The organism is Dictyobacter formicarum (assembly GCF_016587435.1).
Map to the genome: position 1 here is coordinate 107,086 of NZ_BNJJ01000010.1, position 17,847 is coordinate 124,932.

General features: G+C 59.1%; 19 protein-coding genes. 16 read left to right on the plus strand and 3 right to left on the minus strand.

Annotation, left to right across the window (positions count from 1 at the left end; translation table 11 throughout):
• Positions 1–114: 114 nt before the first annotated feature.
• A complete protein-coding gene (locus tag JMI88_RS18545; RefSeq protein ID WP_201363424.1) occupies positions 115–2,310 on the minus strand; it encodes a multicopper oxidase family protein in 2,196 nt (731 codons plus the stop codon).
• Positions 2,311–3,539: 1,229 nt separating this feature from the next.
• Here JMI88_RS18545 and JMI88_RS18550 point away from each other — a divergent pair.
• The 9 genes from JMI88_RS18550 (at position 3,540) to JMI88_RS18590 (ending at position 10,627) form a co-directional block, all read left to right on the plus strand.
• On the plus strand, positions 3,540–3,824 hold the full coding sequence (locus JMI88_RS18550; protein WP_201363425.1) for a hypothetical protein: 285 nt from the start codon (positions 3,540–3,542) through the stop codon (positions 3,822–3,824).
• A 36-nt stretch (positions 3,825–3,860) separates the two neighbouring features.
• Positions 3,861–5,255: a hypothetical protein gene (locus tag JMI88_RS18555; RefSeq protein WP_201363426.1), complete on the plus strand. Its 1,395-nt coding sequence runs from the start codon at positions 3,861–3,863 to the stop codon at positions 5,253–5,255.
• The gene (locus JMI88_RS18560) at positions 5,188–5,625 is read left to right on the plus strand and encodes a hypothetical protein (protein WP_201363427.1); all 438 of its coding nucleotides are present in this window, start codon (positions 5,188–5,190) and stop codon (positions 5,623–5,625) included. Before JMI88_RS18555 ends, JMI88_RS18560 begins: the two co-directional genes overlap by 68 nt.
• 166 nt (positions 5,626–5,791) lie before the next feature.
• Positions 5,792–6,064, plus strand: a complete 273-nt coding sequence (locus tag JMI88_RS18565; protein WP_201363428.1) for a hypothetical protein — start codon at positions 5,792–5,794, stop codon at positions 6,062–6,064.
• The gene (locus JMI88_RS18570) at positions 6,058–8,106 is read left to right on the plus strand and encodes a phage major capsid protein (protein ID WP_201363429.1); all 2,049 of its coding nucleotides are present in this window, start codon (positions 6,058–6,060) and stop codon (positions 8,104–8,106) included. Before JMI88_RS18565 ends, JMI88_RS18570 begins: the two co-directional genes overlap by 7 nt.
• A gap of 99 nt (positions 8,107–8,205) precedes the next feature.
• Entirely contained in the window at positions 8,206–9,348 is a 1,143-nt protein-coding gene (locus JMI88_RS18575) for a hypothetical protein (RefSeq protein WP_201363430.1), read from the plus strand.
• Positions 9,349–9,373: 25 nt separating this feature from the next.
• Positions 9,374–9,664 carry a hypothetical protein gene (locus JMI88_RS18580; RefSeq protein ID WP_201363431.1) on the plus strand — a complete coding sequence of 97 codons (291 nt, stop codon included), beginning with the start codon at positions 9,374–9,376 and terminating at the stop codon, positions 9,662–9,664.
• Between the two features lie 31 nt (positions 9,665–9,695).
• Entirely contained in the window at positions 9,696–10,295 is a 600-nt protein-coding gene (locus JMI88_RS18585; protein WP_201363432.1) for a hypothetical protein, read from the plus strand.
• Positions 10,292–10,627, plus strand: coding sequence for a hypothetical protein (locus tag JMI88_RS18590; protein ID WP_201363433.1), 336 nt, complete (start codon positions 10,292–10,294; stop codon positions 10,625–10,627). The genes JMI88_RS18585 and JMI88_RS18590 overlap by 4 nt, the downstream gene beginning before the upstream one ends.
• A 202-nt stretch (positions 10,628–10,829) precedes the next feature.
• Here the strand turns inward: JMI88_RS18590 and JMI88_RS18595 are convergent, their stop codons facing one another.
• Together JMI88_RS18595 and JMI88_RS18600 are read right to left on the minus strand one after the other, a co-directional pair.
• Positions 10,830–11,102, minus strand: a complete 273-nt coding sequence (locus tag JMI88_RS18595) for a hypothetical protein (RefSeq protein ID WP_201363434.1) — start codon at positions 11,100–11,102, stop codon at positions 10,830–10,832.
• Positions 11,103–11,169: 67 nt separating this feature from the next.
• Positions 11,170–11,556 (minus strand): hypothetical protein, encoded by a 387-nt coding sequence (locus JMI88_RS18600; protein ID WP_201363435.1) that lies wholly within the window; start codon positions 11,554–11,556, stop codon positions 11,170–11,172.
• On the opposite strand from JMI88_RS18600, the gene JMI88_RS18605 reads away from it, so the two are divergent.
• The 7 genes from JMI88_RS18605 to JMI88_RS18635 all read left to right on the plus strand — a co-directional run bounded on the left by JMI88_RS18605 (position 11,545) and on the right by JMI88_RS18635 (position 17,805).
• The gene (locus JMI88_RS18605) at positions 11,545–12,657 is read left to right on the plus strand and encodes a hypothetical protein (protein ID WP_201363436.1); all 1,113 of its coding nucleotides are present in this window, start codon (positions 11,545–11,547) and stop codon (positions 12,655–12,657) included. The genes JMI88_RS18600 and JMI88_RS18605 overlap by 12 nt on opposite strands.
• A 5-nt stretch (positions 12,658–12,662) precedes the next feature.
• Positions 12,663–13,595, plus strand: a complete 933-nt coding sequence (locus tag JMI88_RS18610; RefSeq protein WP_201363437.1) for a C39 family peptidase — start codon at positions 12,663–12,665, stop codon at positions 13,593–13,595.
• A gap of 97 nt (positions 13,596–13,692) precedes the next feature.
• Positions 13,693–14,100, plus strand: a complete 408-nt coding sequence (locus JMI88_RS18615) for a phage holin, LLH family (protein WP_201363438.1) — start codon at positions 13,693–13,695, stop codon at positions 14,098–14,100.
• A 21-nt stretch (positions 14,101–14,121) separates the two neighbouring features.
• Positions 14,122–15,282: a hypothetical protein gene (locus tag JMI88_RS18620; protein WP_201363439.1), complete on the plus strand. Its 1,161-nt coding sequence runs from the start codon at positions 14,122–14,124 to the stop codon at positions 15,280–15,282.
• Positions 15,283–15,541: 259 nt separating this feature from the next.
• On the plus strand, positions 15,542–15,871 hold the full coding sequence (locus JMI88_RS18625; RefSeq protein WP_201363440.1) for a hypothetical protein: 330 nt from the start codon (positions 15,542–15,544) through the stop codon (positions 15,869–15,871).
• Complete coding sequence (locus JMI88_RS18630; protein ID WP_201363441.1) at positions 15,868–16,308, plus strand: hypothetical protein; 441 nt, start codon at positions 15,868–15,870, stop codon at positions 16,306–16,308. The genes JMI88_RS18625 and JMI88_RS18630 overlap by 4 nt, the downstream gene beginning before the upstream one ends.
• Entirely contained in the window at positions 16,309–17,805 is a 1,497-nt protein-coding gene (locus JMI88_RS18635) for a hypothetical protein (protein ID WP_201363442.1), read from the plus strand.
• The last annotated feature ends 42 nt before the right edge of the window (positions 17,806–17,847 follow it).

Genomic DNA, 17,847 nt, shown 5'->3' on the forward strand with positions numbered 1-17,847 from the left:
CACGATTCTGTTTCAGGGGAACCTTTCCATGGGTTTTCCTGCAGGATTTATCTGGGCGGAGTGTCGATAGAGGAGAGGACAATGAATGAAGATTTGCTTGCCTCTCCCCAACCACTACCTGATGGGATTATAGGGCCTCATCATCTCGTTATCCTCGTGATCCAGGATATGGCAGTGCCAGACATAACCTGGACCAGTGGTGGGATCGAACGCATAGCGGTTCTCGCCTGGATGAACCGCATGAACCGGAAGAGAGGTAGGCGCCCAGCGTATGACGATACGGCTCACCTCGCGAGGGAATACCCTGATGGTATCCTTCCAGCCAGCCTCATTGGCGTCCGGTGGTAGGGTGGGACCCTGCAGGTATGGTGTCACATCCGGATTGCCACCAATGGCCCCGCTGCTATTTGGGGTCGTGTAGGGCATCGGAGGGCCATAACCGGGGATGTAGACACCCGGGGCATAGGTCACCTGTCCCAATGTCCCATCCGGGGTGATCCCCATATAGGTGCCCCCGGGGAAGAGTGAGTTATATGTGGCGCAATACGCTTCTTTGTCGAACTGCTGGCGGTTTATCAATTGGAACTGTACAAGGTGGATATGGATGGGATGCGCATCCTCTGTCAAATTTATGATCTCCCAGACTTCCGTCGATCCGACCCGTGGTAACTCGGTCAGGTAGTTTTTTTGTCCCATTGAAGCGGGCTGCGAGCCTGGAATAGGCGTTTTTGTACCTTCCCGTATACCCGACCATTTAGTGTTATTAATCAGTACTTCCAGCGGACCACCCGGCCCTTCGTTCTCGATCAAGGTAAGCTGCCGGGTTAGCGTAGGTTTGACTCCTGTCGCCAGGCTCCCCTGTTTTGCATCGGCCAGGCGCACAATCGTCGGTTGTAAACGACCATTCCCACGCAACGGAGCACCAATGGCCGGATTGTAGGTGGTATCAGGAGAGGATAGCGATGTCCCCACCCGGAACTGCATGATCCGGCTGGTAGTTCCCGGCTCGGGTGCGTCCCCGTCGGGAAAAGGGGCGGGTGCATCGTTACAGACCGTAAAGCTGCGACCATCCAGGCCTGTAAAATCAATGATGATATCAGCACGCTCACCGGGAGCTAAAAGCAGAGCGGTAGAAGATGCTGGATCACTACTCAGTTGTACCGGGTAATCGAGTAGTCCACCATCAGTACCAATCTGCCAGATCGCGGGACCTCTGGATCCCAGTACGGTATCGGTCAACCGTAAGCGATAAAAACGTGCGTTTGAACCATTCAGGACGCGGAAGCGATAGCGTCGCGGCTCAACATCCAGGTAAGGCCATGTTTTCCCATTCACGAGAATTGCGTCACCAAAGAACTCCGGAATCCAATAGGGATGTGCACGGGGATTAGGCGGAGGGCCATTGAGACCGTTGGGATTGGATGCTGGCGTCCCATCAGGAAAGAGCAATTGTCCTTCCGTATCAAACTGCCGATCTTGAATCAACAACTCAATCTCTTGCGCGCCGGCAGGTAGTCGCAACGGATTGTCAGGCAGGCCAGTATCATACTGATCTCGTAACAGGTAAAAGGCGGCCAGCCCGCCCAATACATTGATGCGAGTCATCCCAAGCGCATGGTCATGTATCCAGAGGGTCGCAGCCTCCTGTGTATTGGGATACTTATAAAGAGCGGTATTCTCGGGGGTAGGAGCAAGAGTGGCATATCCCTTACCGTGCAGACCATTACGTGTAAACCACTGCTCTGGTCCACCATCGTAGGCGGAAGGAACCTCTGCCCCATGGAGATGAGGTACTGTCGGATAGTATCCCTGATAGGGCTCTGTCATAGCCATATCCATCTGATTCAATGGATCGGCCCAGTGAATGGTCTGATCTACTGTCAGTTTTGGTGCCAGCTGGGAATGGGCAAATGAAGGGAGCTCATTACTATAGAGAATAATCGTGGGAAGCTCACGTCGTGCTTCAATAGTGTATCCAGGGTACGAAACGGGCTGATGTCCAACCCCGTAGCCCCATAGGTACGTTCCCTTATTAAAGGGGGCTGGTAACTGCGCGTATAGTTGGGTAGGGAGAATCTTTTGCTGAAACTCCTGCATAGAGACTTTAAGAAACGGGCTGGCCAGCCGTTGACCAGCAAACGTCGGTAATGGTTCAACAAACTGAGGAATATTTGCCGCGGGGAGTGGTATCTGCGCACTCATGCTGCTTGCTGCTGCCCTGGACATGGTCAGGAGCGATTCCCCACCAACAGTAATAACACCTACTCCTATAGCTGCTCCCAGCTTGATGAACTGTCTACGGCTTGTCATCTTGACTACCTTCCTCCTTGAAAGAAAGGAGCTGGTAAACTTCTTTCTTCCTTCTTCTGTCACATTTATTACAGATCTTGCATGGTCACAGTATTCTTGTATTCAAGATCTTTATTATTAACGTGGCCCTCCTGTAATTTTTTTGAGATTTTTTGGTGCTAAAGTATCGATTTTCAGATGCGAATGGATACCTCTACCCCAGGTAGAGATATTGAAACTAAGAATGTATCTGAAGCCATCACCAGAGGAATCAGAACGCTTACTGGTGTAGGTTTTTCAGGGGCGTAGCCCCTGAGACCCCTGATGCCGCCCTGCGGGCGGCGCGGAGAGGGAGGAGGAGTTGGGGGCACAGCTTGATCATGCCCCCGGCATGCTCGCCAATCCCCCAGTCAAGGGGCTCGCCGCCCCTTGCATCCCCGCTTTTCCGGCGCGAATCCAAAAAACCTATACCTGTAAGGAATCAGAACGCCCCTGGGCCTGGGGAACGCGGGCGTCCCCAATCTCTTTTTCATGGTTGGTACAGCAGGTGCGCATTCGTGTACCTGCTGTACCAACCATGAAATGCATTTTTTGAGCGCCGAAGGAGAGAACCGTCATGGACAGAAGTAGCGAATCATATAGCATTCAGGAACTTTATAAAGGTATTTATCGCAAAAATTGTGCTACAGGGCACACTCTATTCTTTTTGAATGTATGTTTTACGGAAATAATTTTAGGTTCAACATATGAAAATACTTATAATTATTGATTTTTATTGGTTTGAATGTATTTATGTTGACAATTGCGGGATTTAGATGTATAGTACGCAGCGTGGTGGCTGACCTGTACTACTGATGGCGTGGAGCAAATCGGGGGCAAGGAGGGGGAGACCATGCCTTGCAAGTATAGGTTTTTTGAATTGGCGTTAGGAAAGCGGGGATGCAAGGGGCGGTCAGCCCCTTGACTGGGGGACCGGGGGCTGTGCCCCCGGCTTTCTCCCCCCTCCGTGCCGCCGCAGGCGGCACCATAGGGGCTACAGGGGCGCAGCCCCTAAAAAACCTATACCTGTAAGGGAGACCATGCCCCCGGCATGCTCGTCCGAACCTATGGGTTTTTTCGCGCCGATGTCCTTGTTGATTTCTTCGCAAGGTGACAGGCACTTGCTTATTCAACCTCGAAGATTGGTACGGTATACAACAGATTCTGCGTATCAATCTTCTTACCCCTGATGAAGGAAGGAGTATTCATGTATGCAAAGTAATTCCCAGCGTAGAGCGCGTTCGTGCGATTTTTGTGGTGAGAGTGTGGCCCCGTTGTATCCCGTGGTCATGGCAGAGGTGGTGCCCGGAGAGCAGAAGAGCCTGGTGTGCCATACCTGTCGCAGCCTGGGCCATGGGCGGCCGATTGTTTCAGTGAGCAAGGCGGGCGGGCGGCGGTCTGAGCTGCTGACGCCATCTGGCACGAAGGATCATGCGAAGCAGCCGAAGGTGCCGGTTGTGGCGAAGGTCCATGAGAAGCAGCCAAAGGCGAAATAGCCTGTGGACCGGTGGAGAGGTGGTGGTGGTGGCGTTATGAGTCGACGCAAGAGTAAGCGGCAGCGTATAGCCGAGCAGGTGGACCTGGCCGCGACGACAGGCGGGCTGACGCAGGAAGATCTGACCTGGGGCCGCAACGTGCTGGGTGGAGAGGAGGATTATTACTGGCGGCGGCTGAGCGATGACTTTGCCCTGAAAGATATCGTGCCCGCAACGTATCTGGAACTGCATAATCAATGCTATGAAGCCTGGAACGCCAACCCGCTGGCGTCCGCGATTATCGAGATGACCACCAGCTTTGTGCTGGGCAAAGGGGTCAGCATCGAGGCCAACCACAAAAAAGTGCAGCGCCTGCTGCAACAATTCTGGCATGATCCGGCCAACCGCATGGACGAGCGCATCTACGACCTGTGCCAGGAACTGGCGCTATACGGAGAGATCTTCGTGCGCTTCTTCGTCAATCCCTATGATGGCAGCGTCAAACTCCGCCTGATTGATCCCTCGCTGATCGACCTGATCGAGACCGATCCAGAGGATGTCGAGACACCTCTGCGCTTTCATCGCCGTCCGCTCGGGCAGAATGTTTCCCAGGTGGGGAGCGCGGTACAGTCCGGGTCGAGAGAAGAGGCAATCGAGAGCGAAGGCGAATGGTTTCAGGCTGGCAGCGAGGTGGTGCAGTTCGCCATTAACAAGGTCTCCAACGCCAAACGCGGGCGCTCGGACCTGGCGACGCTGCTGCCCTGGCTGAGGCGCTACAAGGACTGGCTGACCGATAGAGTTCGGATCAATAAATATAAAGGCGCCTTTTTGTGGGATGTCCAGTTGAGCGGCGCCGACAAGAAGACGATCGACCGCAAGCGCATGGAATATAGCTATCCACCGGAGCCGGGCAGCGTGCTGCTGCATAACGAGGCCGAAAAATGGACAGCGGTGCAGCCAGCTATCAATGCCAGCGACGCCAAAGAAGATGGCCGCGCGCTCAAGTTGATGATCGCCGTCGGTGCCGGGTTGCCCGAGCACTATCTGAGCGATGCCTCGCAGGGCAACCGGGCCACCGCCGCCGAGATGGGCCTGCCTGCTCTGCTCAGGTTCCAGCGGCGGCAAAAGATCCTCAAGTACATCGTACGCACCATTCTGGACCGCGTGCTGCTGGAGGCCCAACGCGTCGGCAGTCTGAGCAGATCCATCGACACCAGCTACGATGTGATCTTCCCCGAGATCGATTGCGCCGACCACCAGACACTGGCCAGCGCCATGCAGAGCCTGGTCAATGCTCTCACCACAGCTAAAGAGCAGGGCTGGGTCAGCGATGAGACCGCCATGCGCATGCTGTTCCAACTGGTAGGGATTGAGGTGGATGTGCATGAGGAGCAGGCAAAGATCGAGCAGGCGCAGCGGGACGCGCAGGAGGGCGCCCATGCCGCTCGATAGTCGCAAGCAGGCACACATACAGAACCTGCAGGCACGCACGCTGACCGGGAGGCAGAAGACGGTCGTTTTCGTCTATCAGAGCGGCGGCAGCTATAGCTATCAGGCCATCAACGTCATCTTCCGGCCCCAGGCCAGCATCGAGCGCCAGATCCCAGACAGGGATGGGCAGCTTCCACGCCCGGTCTACGACACGCTGATGCTGGCTCCGCCTGGCACCTCATTCACCGGGCTCGTCATGATTGCCGACACCGCGACCGCTAGCGCCGCTGCTGTCCAGGGAGCCAAAAAATATCAGCTCATCGAAGCGATCCCGACCGGCATCGCCCCCGGAGGTAGCCGCGTCTACGCCTACCTCCGCCGATTGCAATAATGGGTTCGGGCTTGCCCCCGATTATGGGAGCGCCACGTGGGCCGAGATGTGATGCCACGAGGGGCCGAACGGCGAAGGCACAGGCCGCCACGCTGCGGCGGGCGGTAATCGGGGGCAAGCCCCGAACCTATGGTCACCTTATTAACCATGAAGGAAGGAATTTTTTATGCATTTAAACATCGATGTAACCATGGGGTCCACGGTGGACCTGCGACCATTTGATCTTGAGCTACCTGGCCTGGATATGCCGTCGCCCTGGCAGGCTGAGGTGCCGCTGGGTGATCAGGCCGTTGAAGTACCGGTCCTATTACAGGATTATCATCAGGACAACCTGCCTGATGATTCAGATGCCGGTCAGGCATGGCAGCAGTATATGAGCCGGCGTGAGCGTCATTTGAGCCTGCTGGCTGCTGGCTGGGAGCAGGCGGATCTATGCTAGAGCAGCCAATGACAGTAGCCCCATGCGAAGAGCAGATCCGTATTGATGGGCATATCGTCGAGCAGTTGTCCACAGTCAGTGCCGCTGAGGGACACGCGGTGCGCGTCACCATCATTCAGGGTGGGCGCTCAAAAAATGGCTATGTCTATGATGAGGCTGCGCTGCACCAGATCGCGCAGTTGATCGAGGGCGCTCAGGCCTATGCCGACCATGCCCGCTCCAACGAAGACCAGATCAACCGCTCGGTGCGCGACGTGGTCGGGTTTTACCAGGACGCCGCCTATGTCGCGCAGGGCGGCAGTGGTCGGGTGGATGCCACCCTGCACATCTTTGAGGCCGCCGACTGGCTGTGGTCCATCATCAAAGAAGCCTGCGACCTGGGTCGGCCAGAACTGATCGGACTCTCCATCGACATCTTTGGACAATGGCAGCTCAACGAGGCCAACAAGACTAAGGAGATTACCAGCGTAATCCAGCTCAACTCGTGCGACATTGTCACTCGACCCAGCGCCGGAGGCAGCTTCCGACGCATCCTCCACCACGACAGCCCTGAAAATTCAACCTATCAAGCAACATCAGAAGGAGATTACCAGCACATGACCAGAACAAAAAACACTATTGAAGAAGCCACACAGACCGAGGCGTCCGCTGAGCCACTGCAGACACAGCAACAGCAGATCGAGCAGCAACGCCAGGAGGTCGAGCGCCTGCTGAACGAAGTCAACCTGCAGAAAGCCAGTTTGCTGCTGGAACGGCGCCTGCAAGAGAGCGTCCTGCCCGAAGCCGCACGGTCCCAGGTGCGCCAGCGCCTGCAAGGACGCCTGTTCGAGGAGCAAGAATTGGAGAACGAGATCAGTTCCGCCCAGGCCCTGCTGGCCCAGTTGAGCCGCGACGGCCTGATCCGGGGCCACGGCCACGAAAAGGCGACCATTGGAGGCATGGTCACCGAGGCCGAAAAGGTGCAGGCTGCCTTCGACGCCATGTTTGACCTGGACATCGACACCAGCAAGCTCGGCAACATTCGCGGCTTCGTCAGCATCCATGAAGCCTACAGCCGTGTCACCGGCGACTCCTCGCTGCGCGCCGGCATCAGCAGCGGCAGCCACCTGGGTCCTATTCAGGTAGCCGAGAGCGCTCCCATCGGACGCATCAGCGAGGCCGACACCACCACCGCCAGCTTCTCCTACCTGCTCGGCACCAGCATGAACAAGCGCCTGCTCAAAGACTACCAGGCCTGGCCCGCTGAATGGCAGAAGTTCGTCACCATCGCTCCTATCCGAGACTTCAAGCAGCAGACGCGCGTACGCCTGGGCGCCTTTGGTAGCCTGCCGGTCGTGGCCGAAGATACCCCCTACAGCGCTGTGACCCTGACCGACTCGGCCGCCACCTATGTTCCCCAGAAGCGAGGCAACCTGGTCACCATCTCGCGCGAAACCATCCTCAACGACGACCTGCAGGCCATCCGGCAGATACCCACTAAACTCGCGGTAGCCGCCGCCTATACCCTGGCCGAGTTCGTCTACTCGTTTCTTTCCGGCAATCCCGTCATCTATGATACCACCAATCTGTTTACCGCTGGCGCCCCGCACAGCAATCTGGGAGCGGCCGCGCTCTCGACCACGGCCATGCAGAGTGGCATCACCGCCATGCGCGAACAGACCAACTATGCTGGCAAGCGCCTCGGTCTGCGTCCCCGCTACCTGGTTGTGCCCCCAGAGCTGGAATGGACCAGCATGGTCGTCACCAAATCCGCTGGCGTGCCCGGCTCGCCCAACAACGATATCAACCCCATGCTCGGCTATGTCACCCCCATCATCGCGCCGCAGCTCAGTAGCAGCACGCAGTGGTTCCTGATCGGAGATCCCAGGGAAATTGACACCATCGAGATTGGCTTCGTGGGCGGGCAAGTCAATCCCTCGCTCTTCATCCAGGACCAGCCGATCCTGGGCCTCAACTTCACCCAGGACGCCATTACCTACAAGATCCGCCATGAATACGGCGGAGCCGTTGTCGATTACCGGGGCATATATCGCGGCATTTAATCGATCCCTCCGATCGATTACCCCATAGGTTCGGGGCCTGCCCCCGATTTTCTCTCGACGCATGAAAACGTGCGTTCGTGATATGAAAGGAGCATTTGATTGACGAATTTTATGAATGCGGATGGCTCGGGGTTGGTGGGCGGGTTGAATCCGTTGGGGAGTGGGCAGGCGTTGCAGGTCGATGGCAGCGGCAATTTGAAGACGACACCCGCCGGCAGCGCGGTCCTCGATGGAGGCGTGGGCCAGTCCTTTACACCCGGCGTGGCCTACCTGTTCAACAACGGTGCGCCCGGCAACAACAATTTTGATCGCAAGCGCGAGCTGCAGGGCAAGGGCATCATCTTCAACAATATCAGCGCCGGAGCCAGCGTGGGCTCGACCAGCGTGACCTTTTCATCGGTGGTGGGCCTGATCGCCGGAGCACCTATCCTGCTGGTCGGTGGGGGCTATACCGAGGTGGTGTATGCCGCCAGTAACTATGTGGCGGGCAGCAATCCGGTTCCTTTGCAGTCGGGCATCGTCTATGCCAACCACACCGGTGCTTTTTGGGATGGCTATGCGCCGCAGGGACCGCTGCTCAATGGACTGCTGGCTACCGGCATTGATCCCGTCGCCAATGTGATCATCGACCCCAACGCCGGCAACTACTACCTGGTGCGCGCCGCCTCGCAGGACGGCTGCTCCGGCTCCAACATCCCATTGAGTAGTCCAGCTCTCTTCAATGGCAGCTCACTGGATCGCGCGGTCGGCATCAACGGCGTGCCCAGCGTGCAGAACTGGGTACGGCAGCTGATCCTACAAGGTCACGCCTACAGCGCACATACCGGGCTACAGAGCTCGGCATCCGGCACCAACGATTATCCGCTCAGCCTGTTTAATCCGGCCGCCAGCGGTAAAAATATTCTGGTCTACTCGCTGCGCGTAGCCGCCAGCAGCGGCGCCATCAATGCCCGCCTCAAGCTGACCAGCAGCGATCCCGCCTATGCCAGCCAGGCCACGGTTAGCAACCAGAAGGCCGGAGGCGCCGCCAGCGCCATCGCCGCCAGTTGCACCTATACCACCACCTCAACCGCGCCGGTGGGTCCGTTTGCCCTGGTGGACATCGGCAGTGGAGCCCTGGAACTGCTGCAGAACGAGCAGTGCTTCTACCTGCCCTCTGGCAGCTCGAATGGTCTTACCCTGACTCTGGAGACCAGCGCCGCCGGCAGCTATGCCATCACTATCAAGTACGTCGAATATTAAACCCTGCCCAAGAAAGGACAAGCACATGTTAGATCAACTCGAATTCGCCTTTGGCCGCTACAACGGCGGCCAGACTGCTCCGATTGGCAGCTATCTCAATCCACGCACGCTGGCCATCCAGCAATTGAGCGCCGATGGAGTTTTGCCGCAAGATGGCACCTGGGTGCGCGTCGATGCCTCGGCGAGCCAGACCCTGGCTGTGATCGCCAGCAGCGTCAACGCCGTCCTGGGAACAAACTACAGCGCGGCCAGCTTTCACATGCAGTCAGCGGGCGACCTGATCGGGAATCCCGGCCAGGCCAGCAACGACGCCTGAGCAGCCATGCAGCGAAGAGAGGAGGTGCCCGATGGCCCAGGTTATCAAGCGCGCCCTGCTGACCGCCTTTAATCCCGCCACCTATACCGCTTCGGTCTTGTTGTTGGAGGCCACCTCGACCGAGCTCAGCAATATCCCGATCGCCTTTCAGGCGGACGGTAGTAGTACGCCGCTCAACGGCTCGCTGTGCGCCGTCCTCTTCTTCGATGAGCATAACGCCAATGATGCCGTCGTACTGGCGGTCTACAGCACCGGCTCGGCGGTCCCCACACCAGCGCCGGGGCGCATCACCTTCGTCAACGGCTATCGCCAGATCAACGGCGACGTGTTGAGCGCGGGCACCCTGGCTACCTACACCCTGACCGGCGGCAGTTCGGGTATTCCCACCAGCGCCCTGGGCGTGCTCTACAAAGCCTACTTCAGCAGTAGCAGCCTCAACAGCTATGTGCAGCTTGCTCCGCACGGCGCCAGCGATCTGAGTGCCTATGCCACGCTGGGCAATATCGCCAGCGCCGGCAGCGCTGTCAACGGCGGCGGACTGTTGGCCCTGGACGCCCTGGGACGCATTGACATCAAGGCGTTTGTTGGCACCTGTACCCTGACCCTCTACACTTATGGATATGTACTATGAACCAACAACATGACAACCATCCCCAGGTCGCCCGCGCCGAACAGCGCATCGAGCAGTGGGTAACCCGGTTGGAAGGCCAGGTCCAGCACCTGCTGGAAGAGCTCGACATCGAAGAATTGAGCCAGAAAGAGCGCCTCGGCTTCGCGCTCAAAATGCTCAGCCAGATCCAGCATTTCCTGTCCATCAAGCAGAAGCTGGACGCGCCGCCCGCCGCATCCAGCAACGTGCAGATCTGGCTGCAGAACCTGATGCAACAGATGCGCGGCGAGGGACCGGACGGCAGCAATAGCGTGGATGATGATGAGTTAGAGACAGAAAGAAGATTATTGTAAGCATGGTTAGAGCAATCAGTTCCGCCCTCAGCGCCGCCGTGCGGGCCTCCACGCGCGTCCCCGCCATCGGCGTCAGCATCGAGGACCACATTTTGCATTACCAACCGTACCAGAGTCCAGGGGCAGCCGACAGCTGGCATGATGTCTGCATCGCCAACGACGGCAGCATTGTGCGCATCCGCCTGACACGCGGCAGCAACGCCTACGCCCAATCCCTGCAATGGCAGCGCATCACTGATCCCGGCAACGCCAGCCAGTGGAGCAGCTGGACCACGCTGGGCGGGGCCAACGCCACCTGCTTTGAGGACAGCGGCTGCGCGCTCTCCAACAACAACGGCGTCCTGCGCGCCTTTGTGCAGCAGGGGAGTGGCGGAAGCGCCCTGTGGACCTGGAGCAGCAGCGACAACGGGCAGAGCTGGAGCGCCAGTCCGACCACCGTGCTCACCCCGCCCAGTAGCGCTACCATCCTGGGCATCGGCAGCTCCGGCAACAACGACGTCTTTTTCCTGTACCAGCTCGCCAGCGGCGTTGTGACCGGTTGCTCATTCTATAGCGGCGGCAGCTGGAGCAGCCTGCGCAGCAGTACCCTCTCCGCCATCTCGTATGGGGCCGGCCTGACGGCCTACTGGGACGGCACGCTCTACTGGCTCGTCTTCAGCGACGGCAACACCCTGTACGAGAGCAGCTATGCGCCCGCCAGCAACAGCTGGCAGGGCTATCCGGCCATCGCTCCCGCCACAGGGAGCGCCATCACACGCCGCGCCCCCCGGCTGCAATACGACTCCAGCACCGGACTCTACAACCTGACCTGTATCGAAGCCGACAGCGGCCAGCTGACCGGAGCCGTCTACAGCTATCCGCGCATGCGCCAGAGCGCAGACCTGCAGCACTGGTCGCAAGGCAGCATCATCTACAGCATGTCCGCCCAATATGGGGCCTGTCTGCTCAGTACCTTTAGCGCCAACCTGCTCATCAGCATGTCTAGTATTCAGCGCGCCCCGATCTACAGCCAGGACAGCCAGCACTACCTCGACTGCTCCAACCGGGTAATTTCGTATAGCCTGAAAGAGCGGCTGGCCAGACCGGCCATGCTGGAACTGGTGCTGGACAATAATCAGGGGGCGTTGGGGTCGATGCTCAGCCAACCGGGGGCGACGCAGCCGATCGGGCCGAACTGTTCGGTCGTGCTGCGTGTGGGCTATCGTACCGGCACCCCGCCGGGCTCGCCCGAGCTGGTGAAGGTTGGAACGTACCGCATCCAGACGCTGCAGCTGCTGCGCTCGCCCGGTGTATCTCAGCTGCGCCTGCTGTGCGTTGATCTGACACAGCAACTGGACCAGGTTAACCGCTTCCAGATGACCTATACGGCGCAGGCGCTGGGCTGGCTGTTGCGCGAAGTTTGCGCCCGAGCCGGACTGTTCGCGCTCTCTCTGCCTGCCAGCAGCCAGCTGAGCCAGAGCGTGCCACTGTTCGTCCTGCCCGCAGGCGGTACCTATCGCCGGGCCCTGGACGAGCTGTGCCGCATCTATGATATCCAGTACTTCCTGGACCAGGATGAAGTACTGCAGTTCTGCGACCTCAGCGGAGCCGCCAACTCCAGCTGGTCCTATCAACCCGAGTTGGAGCTGCTCAGCTGGGGACAGCGCCAGCAGCGTGGCAACCATATTATCGTTACCGGTAAGCCGCCCGGTGGCGGGACCGCCATGGCGCTCACCACCGCCGAGGTCTACGACGATCAGCAGATGCAATGGAGCGGGCAGGAAGGCCTGATCCAGCACGTCGACCAGAAACTACTCACCGTGGCCCAGTGCGCCAGCAAAGCTGCTTTCCTGCTCGCCCAGGAACAGCGGGCACAGTTGCAGCACCAGATTCAGATTCCCCTCAATCCGGCCCATCAGCTACTGGATGTGATTACCATCAGCGATCCGAGCATCGCTGTGAGCGGGAACGTGCGCATCGTACAGAGCAGCTCTGTCTACGAGCCGCAGCAGGCCACATATAGCACAACACTTGAACTTGAAGGAGTATAAAAAGTATGGAATTAAGTAACTTTCCGATGAAATCGCAGCGCACCGAAGACCCGACGCAGGCCAATCGCGAATATGATTGTGTCGCCACCAGTATCGCTGCCTGTATCCAGTTTTTGACCGGGCAGTCCACTACGGGCAGCCAGTTGAAGAACAGCATCTATGGGGCCAGCTATATCGGAGCCACCTATGTCAGCGACTATGTCGCCGAGGTCGCCAAACACGGAGTTGTCCTGCACACCATCGATGGCGAGATGTCCACCCTCCTGCCGCGCATCCGCGCTGAACTGGCCCAGGGACATCCCGTGGTGGCCGCTGAACTGGACCCCTATGTCAACGCTGCCCTGGACTGGACGCATATGATCGCCTTTTATGGCTGCACCCCCACCACCCTGACGGCGATGGACCCGTATATTGCCCAGCCTGTGACGAAAAGCGATGCCGACTGGCTCAAGGTCTTAAAGTACAACGAGGTCTGGCCCCTCAGCAAGCAGGAGCCCGCGCTGGTAGAGCACGTGCCAACTGGCTGGAAGGATGACGGCACCACCCTGACCGCCCCCAATGGTAACCCGGTCGTCAAAGGTTTTCGCAGCTACATCCTCACGCATGGCTGGGACAGCGATGACCTGCCGCTGGAGGCCGAGCAGAGCGTTTCACAGCTCGAAGTGGGCAATCCCGGCCTGGGAGGCGGCAGTCGCCAGCGCTTCCGCCGCACCACTCTGGAGTGGAATCCGACCCACGCCGTGTTTGAAGCCTGGACCGGCCAGGAACTGATCGCCCTGGAGCAACTGGGCCGTCAATTGACGAAGGAGCGCGACACCCTGAAGGCGCAGCTACAGCAGGAGAACGTCACCTGCGATGTCCTCAAAGCCCAGGTGCAACAATTGGGTCGACAACTGCAACAAGCCCAGGCGACCAGCGCGCCCGCAACCGGCGCATAACCATCTCCATATAACCATTTCCGTTTGATTGTGTTCCTTTATGTATCCCTTATATATAGGGAGAAAGAATATATAGGGAGAAAGAGAGAGAATTTTTATGCCTCACACAGAATTATTGACCAGCATTTTCTTGAACGCCTTTCCATTTTTGTGCGTGATTGCCGTCTGGTGTCTCAAATTTTTTGAGCACCATTTGCCGGGCAAGCAGCAAGAGATGCTAGAGAAATGTGTCCAGATGGCCGTCTCCATGGCGGAGCAGGCCTACGACGATTATGGTCCGCTGGAAAAGAAGCAGGTGGCCCTGCGCGCCGCGATCGAGCTCTTCAACGCCTTCCACCTGCCGGTGCCGCAGCCGGGCGCGCTCAACACCGCCCTGGAGGCCGCCGTCTTCGCGGTACGCCAGACGCAGCGCCCGCGTAGTCCCTACCAGGATGCGCCCACGCGCGTCAACCCGGTGGTCGTGCCGGTGGTTCAGGCGGCCCTTCCTGAACCGGCCCGCAGTTAAGGTGGCAGGAGAAAAAAGCGTATGCTGTTAACGGACCTCGAAAACCTGGTGCGGCTGGATCTCTTTGATCCGGCCGGCCCCAACCAGCGCTGGAGCCAGGCCGACATCGATCGCTCGCTCGACAAAGCCGTCGAGCGCTACTCTGAGTACTATCCCAATATCGCCTACGTCGACATGCCCACCCGGCCCTGGCAGCGCACCTATCCCTATCCAACTAGCTGGAACGCCAGCTATCCAGTGCTCTGGATCGAGCGCATCCTCTATCCACTGCAGATCGCCGGCACCGCCCTGGCGGCTCCCGGTACGGCTCCCAGTGCCAGTGCCACCAGCGGGAGCAGTCTGAGCAGCGGCAGCTACCAGTATGCCGTCACCTTTTTGACGGCCGGCGGCGAGACGCTGCCCTCGCCGATAGCCAGTGTCAGCACCAGTAGCGGCAACCAGAATGTCACCCTGAGCAACATTGCGCTGGGGAATAATCAGCCGGGAGGCATGAGCAATCCCGTGATCGGGCGCGCCCTCTATCGCTCGCTGTCCGGCGGCTCGACCCTCTACCTGCTGGCCACGCTCCACGACACGGTTAGCAGCACGTTCAGCGACACTCTGCCGGATAGCGCCTTACAGAATCAGCCGCAGGCTCCAACCGTCAACACTTCCGGGATCATGCGCTGGCCGCCCGTTGAGCGCGCATTCAGCGAGTTCTCCAATCTGTTTGACTCGGCGGTCGCCCTGGCGGCGAGCGGCAATCTGGGCAGCCAGGGAACAGCCGGAGGGAGCAGCGGCGCCACTGGTAGTCAGCAACCGACCTTTACTCTGCACCTGGCCAGTGGAGAGCTGCCGCAGGATAGCAGTCTGTTGATGCGCATCTTCTATGCCACCAGGCACCAGCTCGACAGCGGCGGCTCAACCATCCCCGAAGTGCATCGCGACCTGATCGTGGCGGGAGCCAGCGCTTACGCCATGGAGGCCTACCAGGTCCCGACCAACGACAACTTCGACTTCCAGGATGGAGCTCTGCACGACCGCCTCGACGACACCCAGATTCCCACCGCCTGGGCTGCCGCCGCCGGGCAGCGCATGGCCCGTTTCGAGGCCCGCCTGCAAGAGATCAAGCAGCAGCGCGATTACGCCAGTGCCGCCCGCCTCCATTGGGGCGACATCCCCCGCTATTGGACCCGATTATAAATAAATAATAGGTTCGGGGCTTGTCCCCGATTACCGCCCGCCGCAGCGTGGCGGCCCTGTGCCTTCGTCGTTCGGCCGCTCGTGGCGTGACACGGTGCCCAAAAGCGAAGGTTCCTTTTGGGTACCGCATGGGCTGAGGTGATGGGCAAGAAGGGTTCTCAACGCTGGGATACGGGGCCCCACAAACGGTGGGGCAAATCGGGGGCAAGCCCCGAACCTATGGGATGCGTAAATTTTGATATTGAAAGGATGTGATTATATGTTTGATGTTTTGAATGTGTTGAATCTGGTGTTGACGGTTGGTGGGATTATTGGTGGGTTGCTGGCGTATCGGGGAGGGATGGCGCGGACGGCGAATGAGATTCAGGAGCGGGTGATTGATGCTCTGGAGGGTGAGTTGACGGGGATGCGGGCGAGGTTGGAGGATATGAAGGCCGAGAATACGCGGCTGAGCCTGATTATCGATACCATCTGTGTGGCCCTGCGCCGCCGTGGGATCGCGGTCTCCATCGATGGCGATATGGTTTCGATCAGCGACCATAGCGGTGCCAGCACGACCGCGCGAATTCAGGAAGAGCAGGTGCTGTGATGGCTACGATTGGCGTTGATTGTGAGGTGATCCTGGATGGCACGGGTTACTTTTTGCAGCCCGGTAGCTATCAAGTGCAGCAGCCCCGGGTGCGCAAAGCGAGCGTGCGCGCCGATGGCTCGCTTTCCTATGTTGATCTGGGACCCGGCAAGCGCAGCTGGAAGATGGTCGTGCTCTGCCTGAATGATCTGCTGCGCTACGATGGCCTGCCGACCGGCGTGAGCGGACAGGCCTACCGCGACGCGCTGCGGGCCAGCTATAGCGGCAGCCTTGGCTCGACCCTGCTACTGGTCGATCCGATTAATGGCAGCGTCAATGTACACTTCGATGGCTATAGCGAGCGCATCTTTGACCTGCATAGCCAGGTCAGCGCCCTGGCCAGCGGTGGAAGCCTGGCCGCCTCCTATGAGGTCACGATAGAGCTATTGGAGGCTTAAATGGAGATGGAAGCAGCGGAGAGGTTTCAGCCCGGCATTGGCTGGTTCGCACGCCACATCCTGGGCAAGCCGCTCTACCCCTATCAGGAGCAGGTCGGCGACGCCATCCTGGCCGCCATTCGTGAGGGGCGCGGGGACACCTTTACCGTGATGTTCGCGCGCCAGATGGGCAAGAATCAGCTCAGCGCCGTCCTTGAAGCCTATCTGCTTTTCGCGTATACGCAAGGATCGATCGTCAAGGCCGCGCCCACCTATAAGCCGCAGATCGTCAATTCGCGCATGCGCCTGCTCAATATGCTCGAAGCACCCATGCTGCGCGAGCGCGTCTGGAAATCCTTCGGCTACATTATCGGCCTGGCTCCCGAGCCCGAAGCGGTGGCCGCCCAGAGCGGTCCACGCATCCTCTTCTTTTCGGCCGGACCCGAATCCTCGATTGTCGGGGCCACCGCCAGCCTACTACTGGAGATCGATGAGGCCCAGGACGTGCAGATCGAGAAATATGATGTCGAGCTCAAGCCGATGGCCGCCACCAACAACGCTGTTACCGTTATGTACGGAACTGCCTGGTCGGATGACACGCTGCTGGCGCGCATGCGGGCGCACAACCTGGAACGGCAGGAGCAGGACGGCATCCAGCGGCACTTTGAGTTCGACTGGCGTACCCTGGGGCGGATCAATGCGCGCTACCGCCGCTTTGTCGAAGGCGAGATGCGGCGCCTCGGCGAAGAGCACGTCTCGATCCGTACCCAGTATCGGCTGCTGCCCATCAGCGGTGCCGGCTTCCTGTTCAACGAACTGCAGCGCCACCTGCTGCGCGGCAACCATCCCTGGCTGGCCGATCCCGCAGAAGATGAGCAGGACGGCTATTACGTCGCCGGTCTCGACGTCGGTGGCGAAGAACGTCCCCGACCGGGCCAGGAGCAGCAGGTGAACAACAAGCGCGATAGCACCATCCTTACCATTGGCCGCGTCAGCTATAACGAGCTGGAACTGCCCCACATCGAGATCGTGCACCAGCAATGGTGGACTGGCTTGCGCCACGGCGACCAGTATGCCCGCGTCAGCACCCTCCTGCAGCAATGGAATATCCGCCGCCTGCTCATCGACAGCAGCGGACTCGGCGAGGCCCTGGTCAGCCTGCTGTGCGACCGATTTGGTCCCGAGCGCATCATCGGCTACAAGTTCAGTCGCAGCAGCAAGAGTCGCCTGACTTATCATCTCCTCAGCCTGGTCAACTCCGCCCGCCTCAAGCTCTACCAGCCAGAGGAGGCGCCGGTGGATGTCTACGACGAATACTGGAAGCAGCTGCGGCTGGCCCGCTACCGCGTCCCGGCCGAAAACTGCCTCGACATGTATGTCGATCCCGCCGAAGGGCACGACGACTTCCTGATGAGCCTCGCCCTGTGCGCCGAAGCCATTCGCGACCTGCAGCCCCCGCCCATCGAGGGTGCCATCGTGCGTCCCCGCCAGCTCTACCTCGGCGACGGCCGCTTTTAGAGCATGTTGGGTAGCAGAGAAACCCCTCGGGAAGGTGGTTTT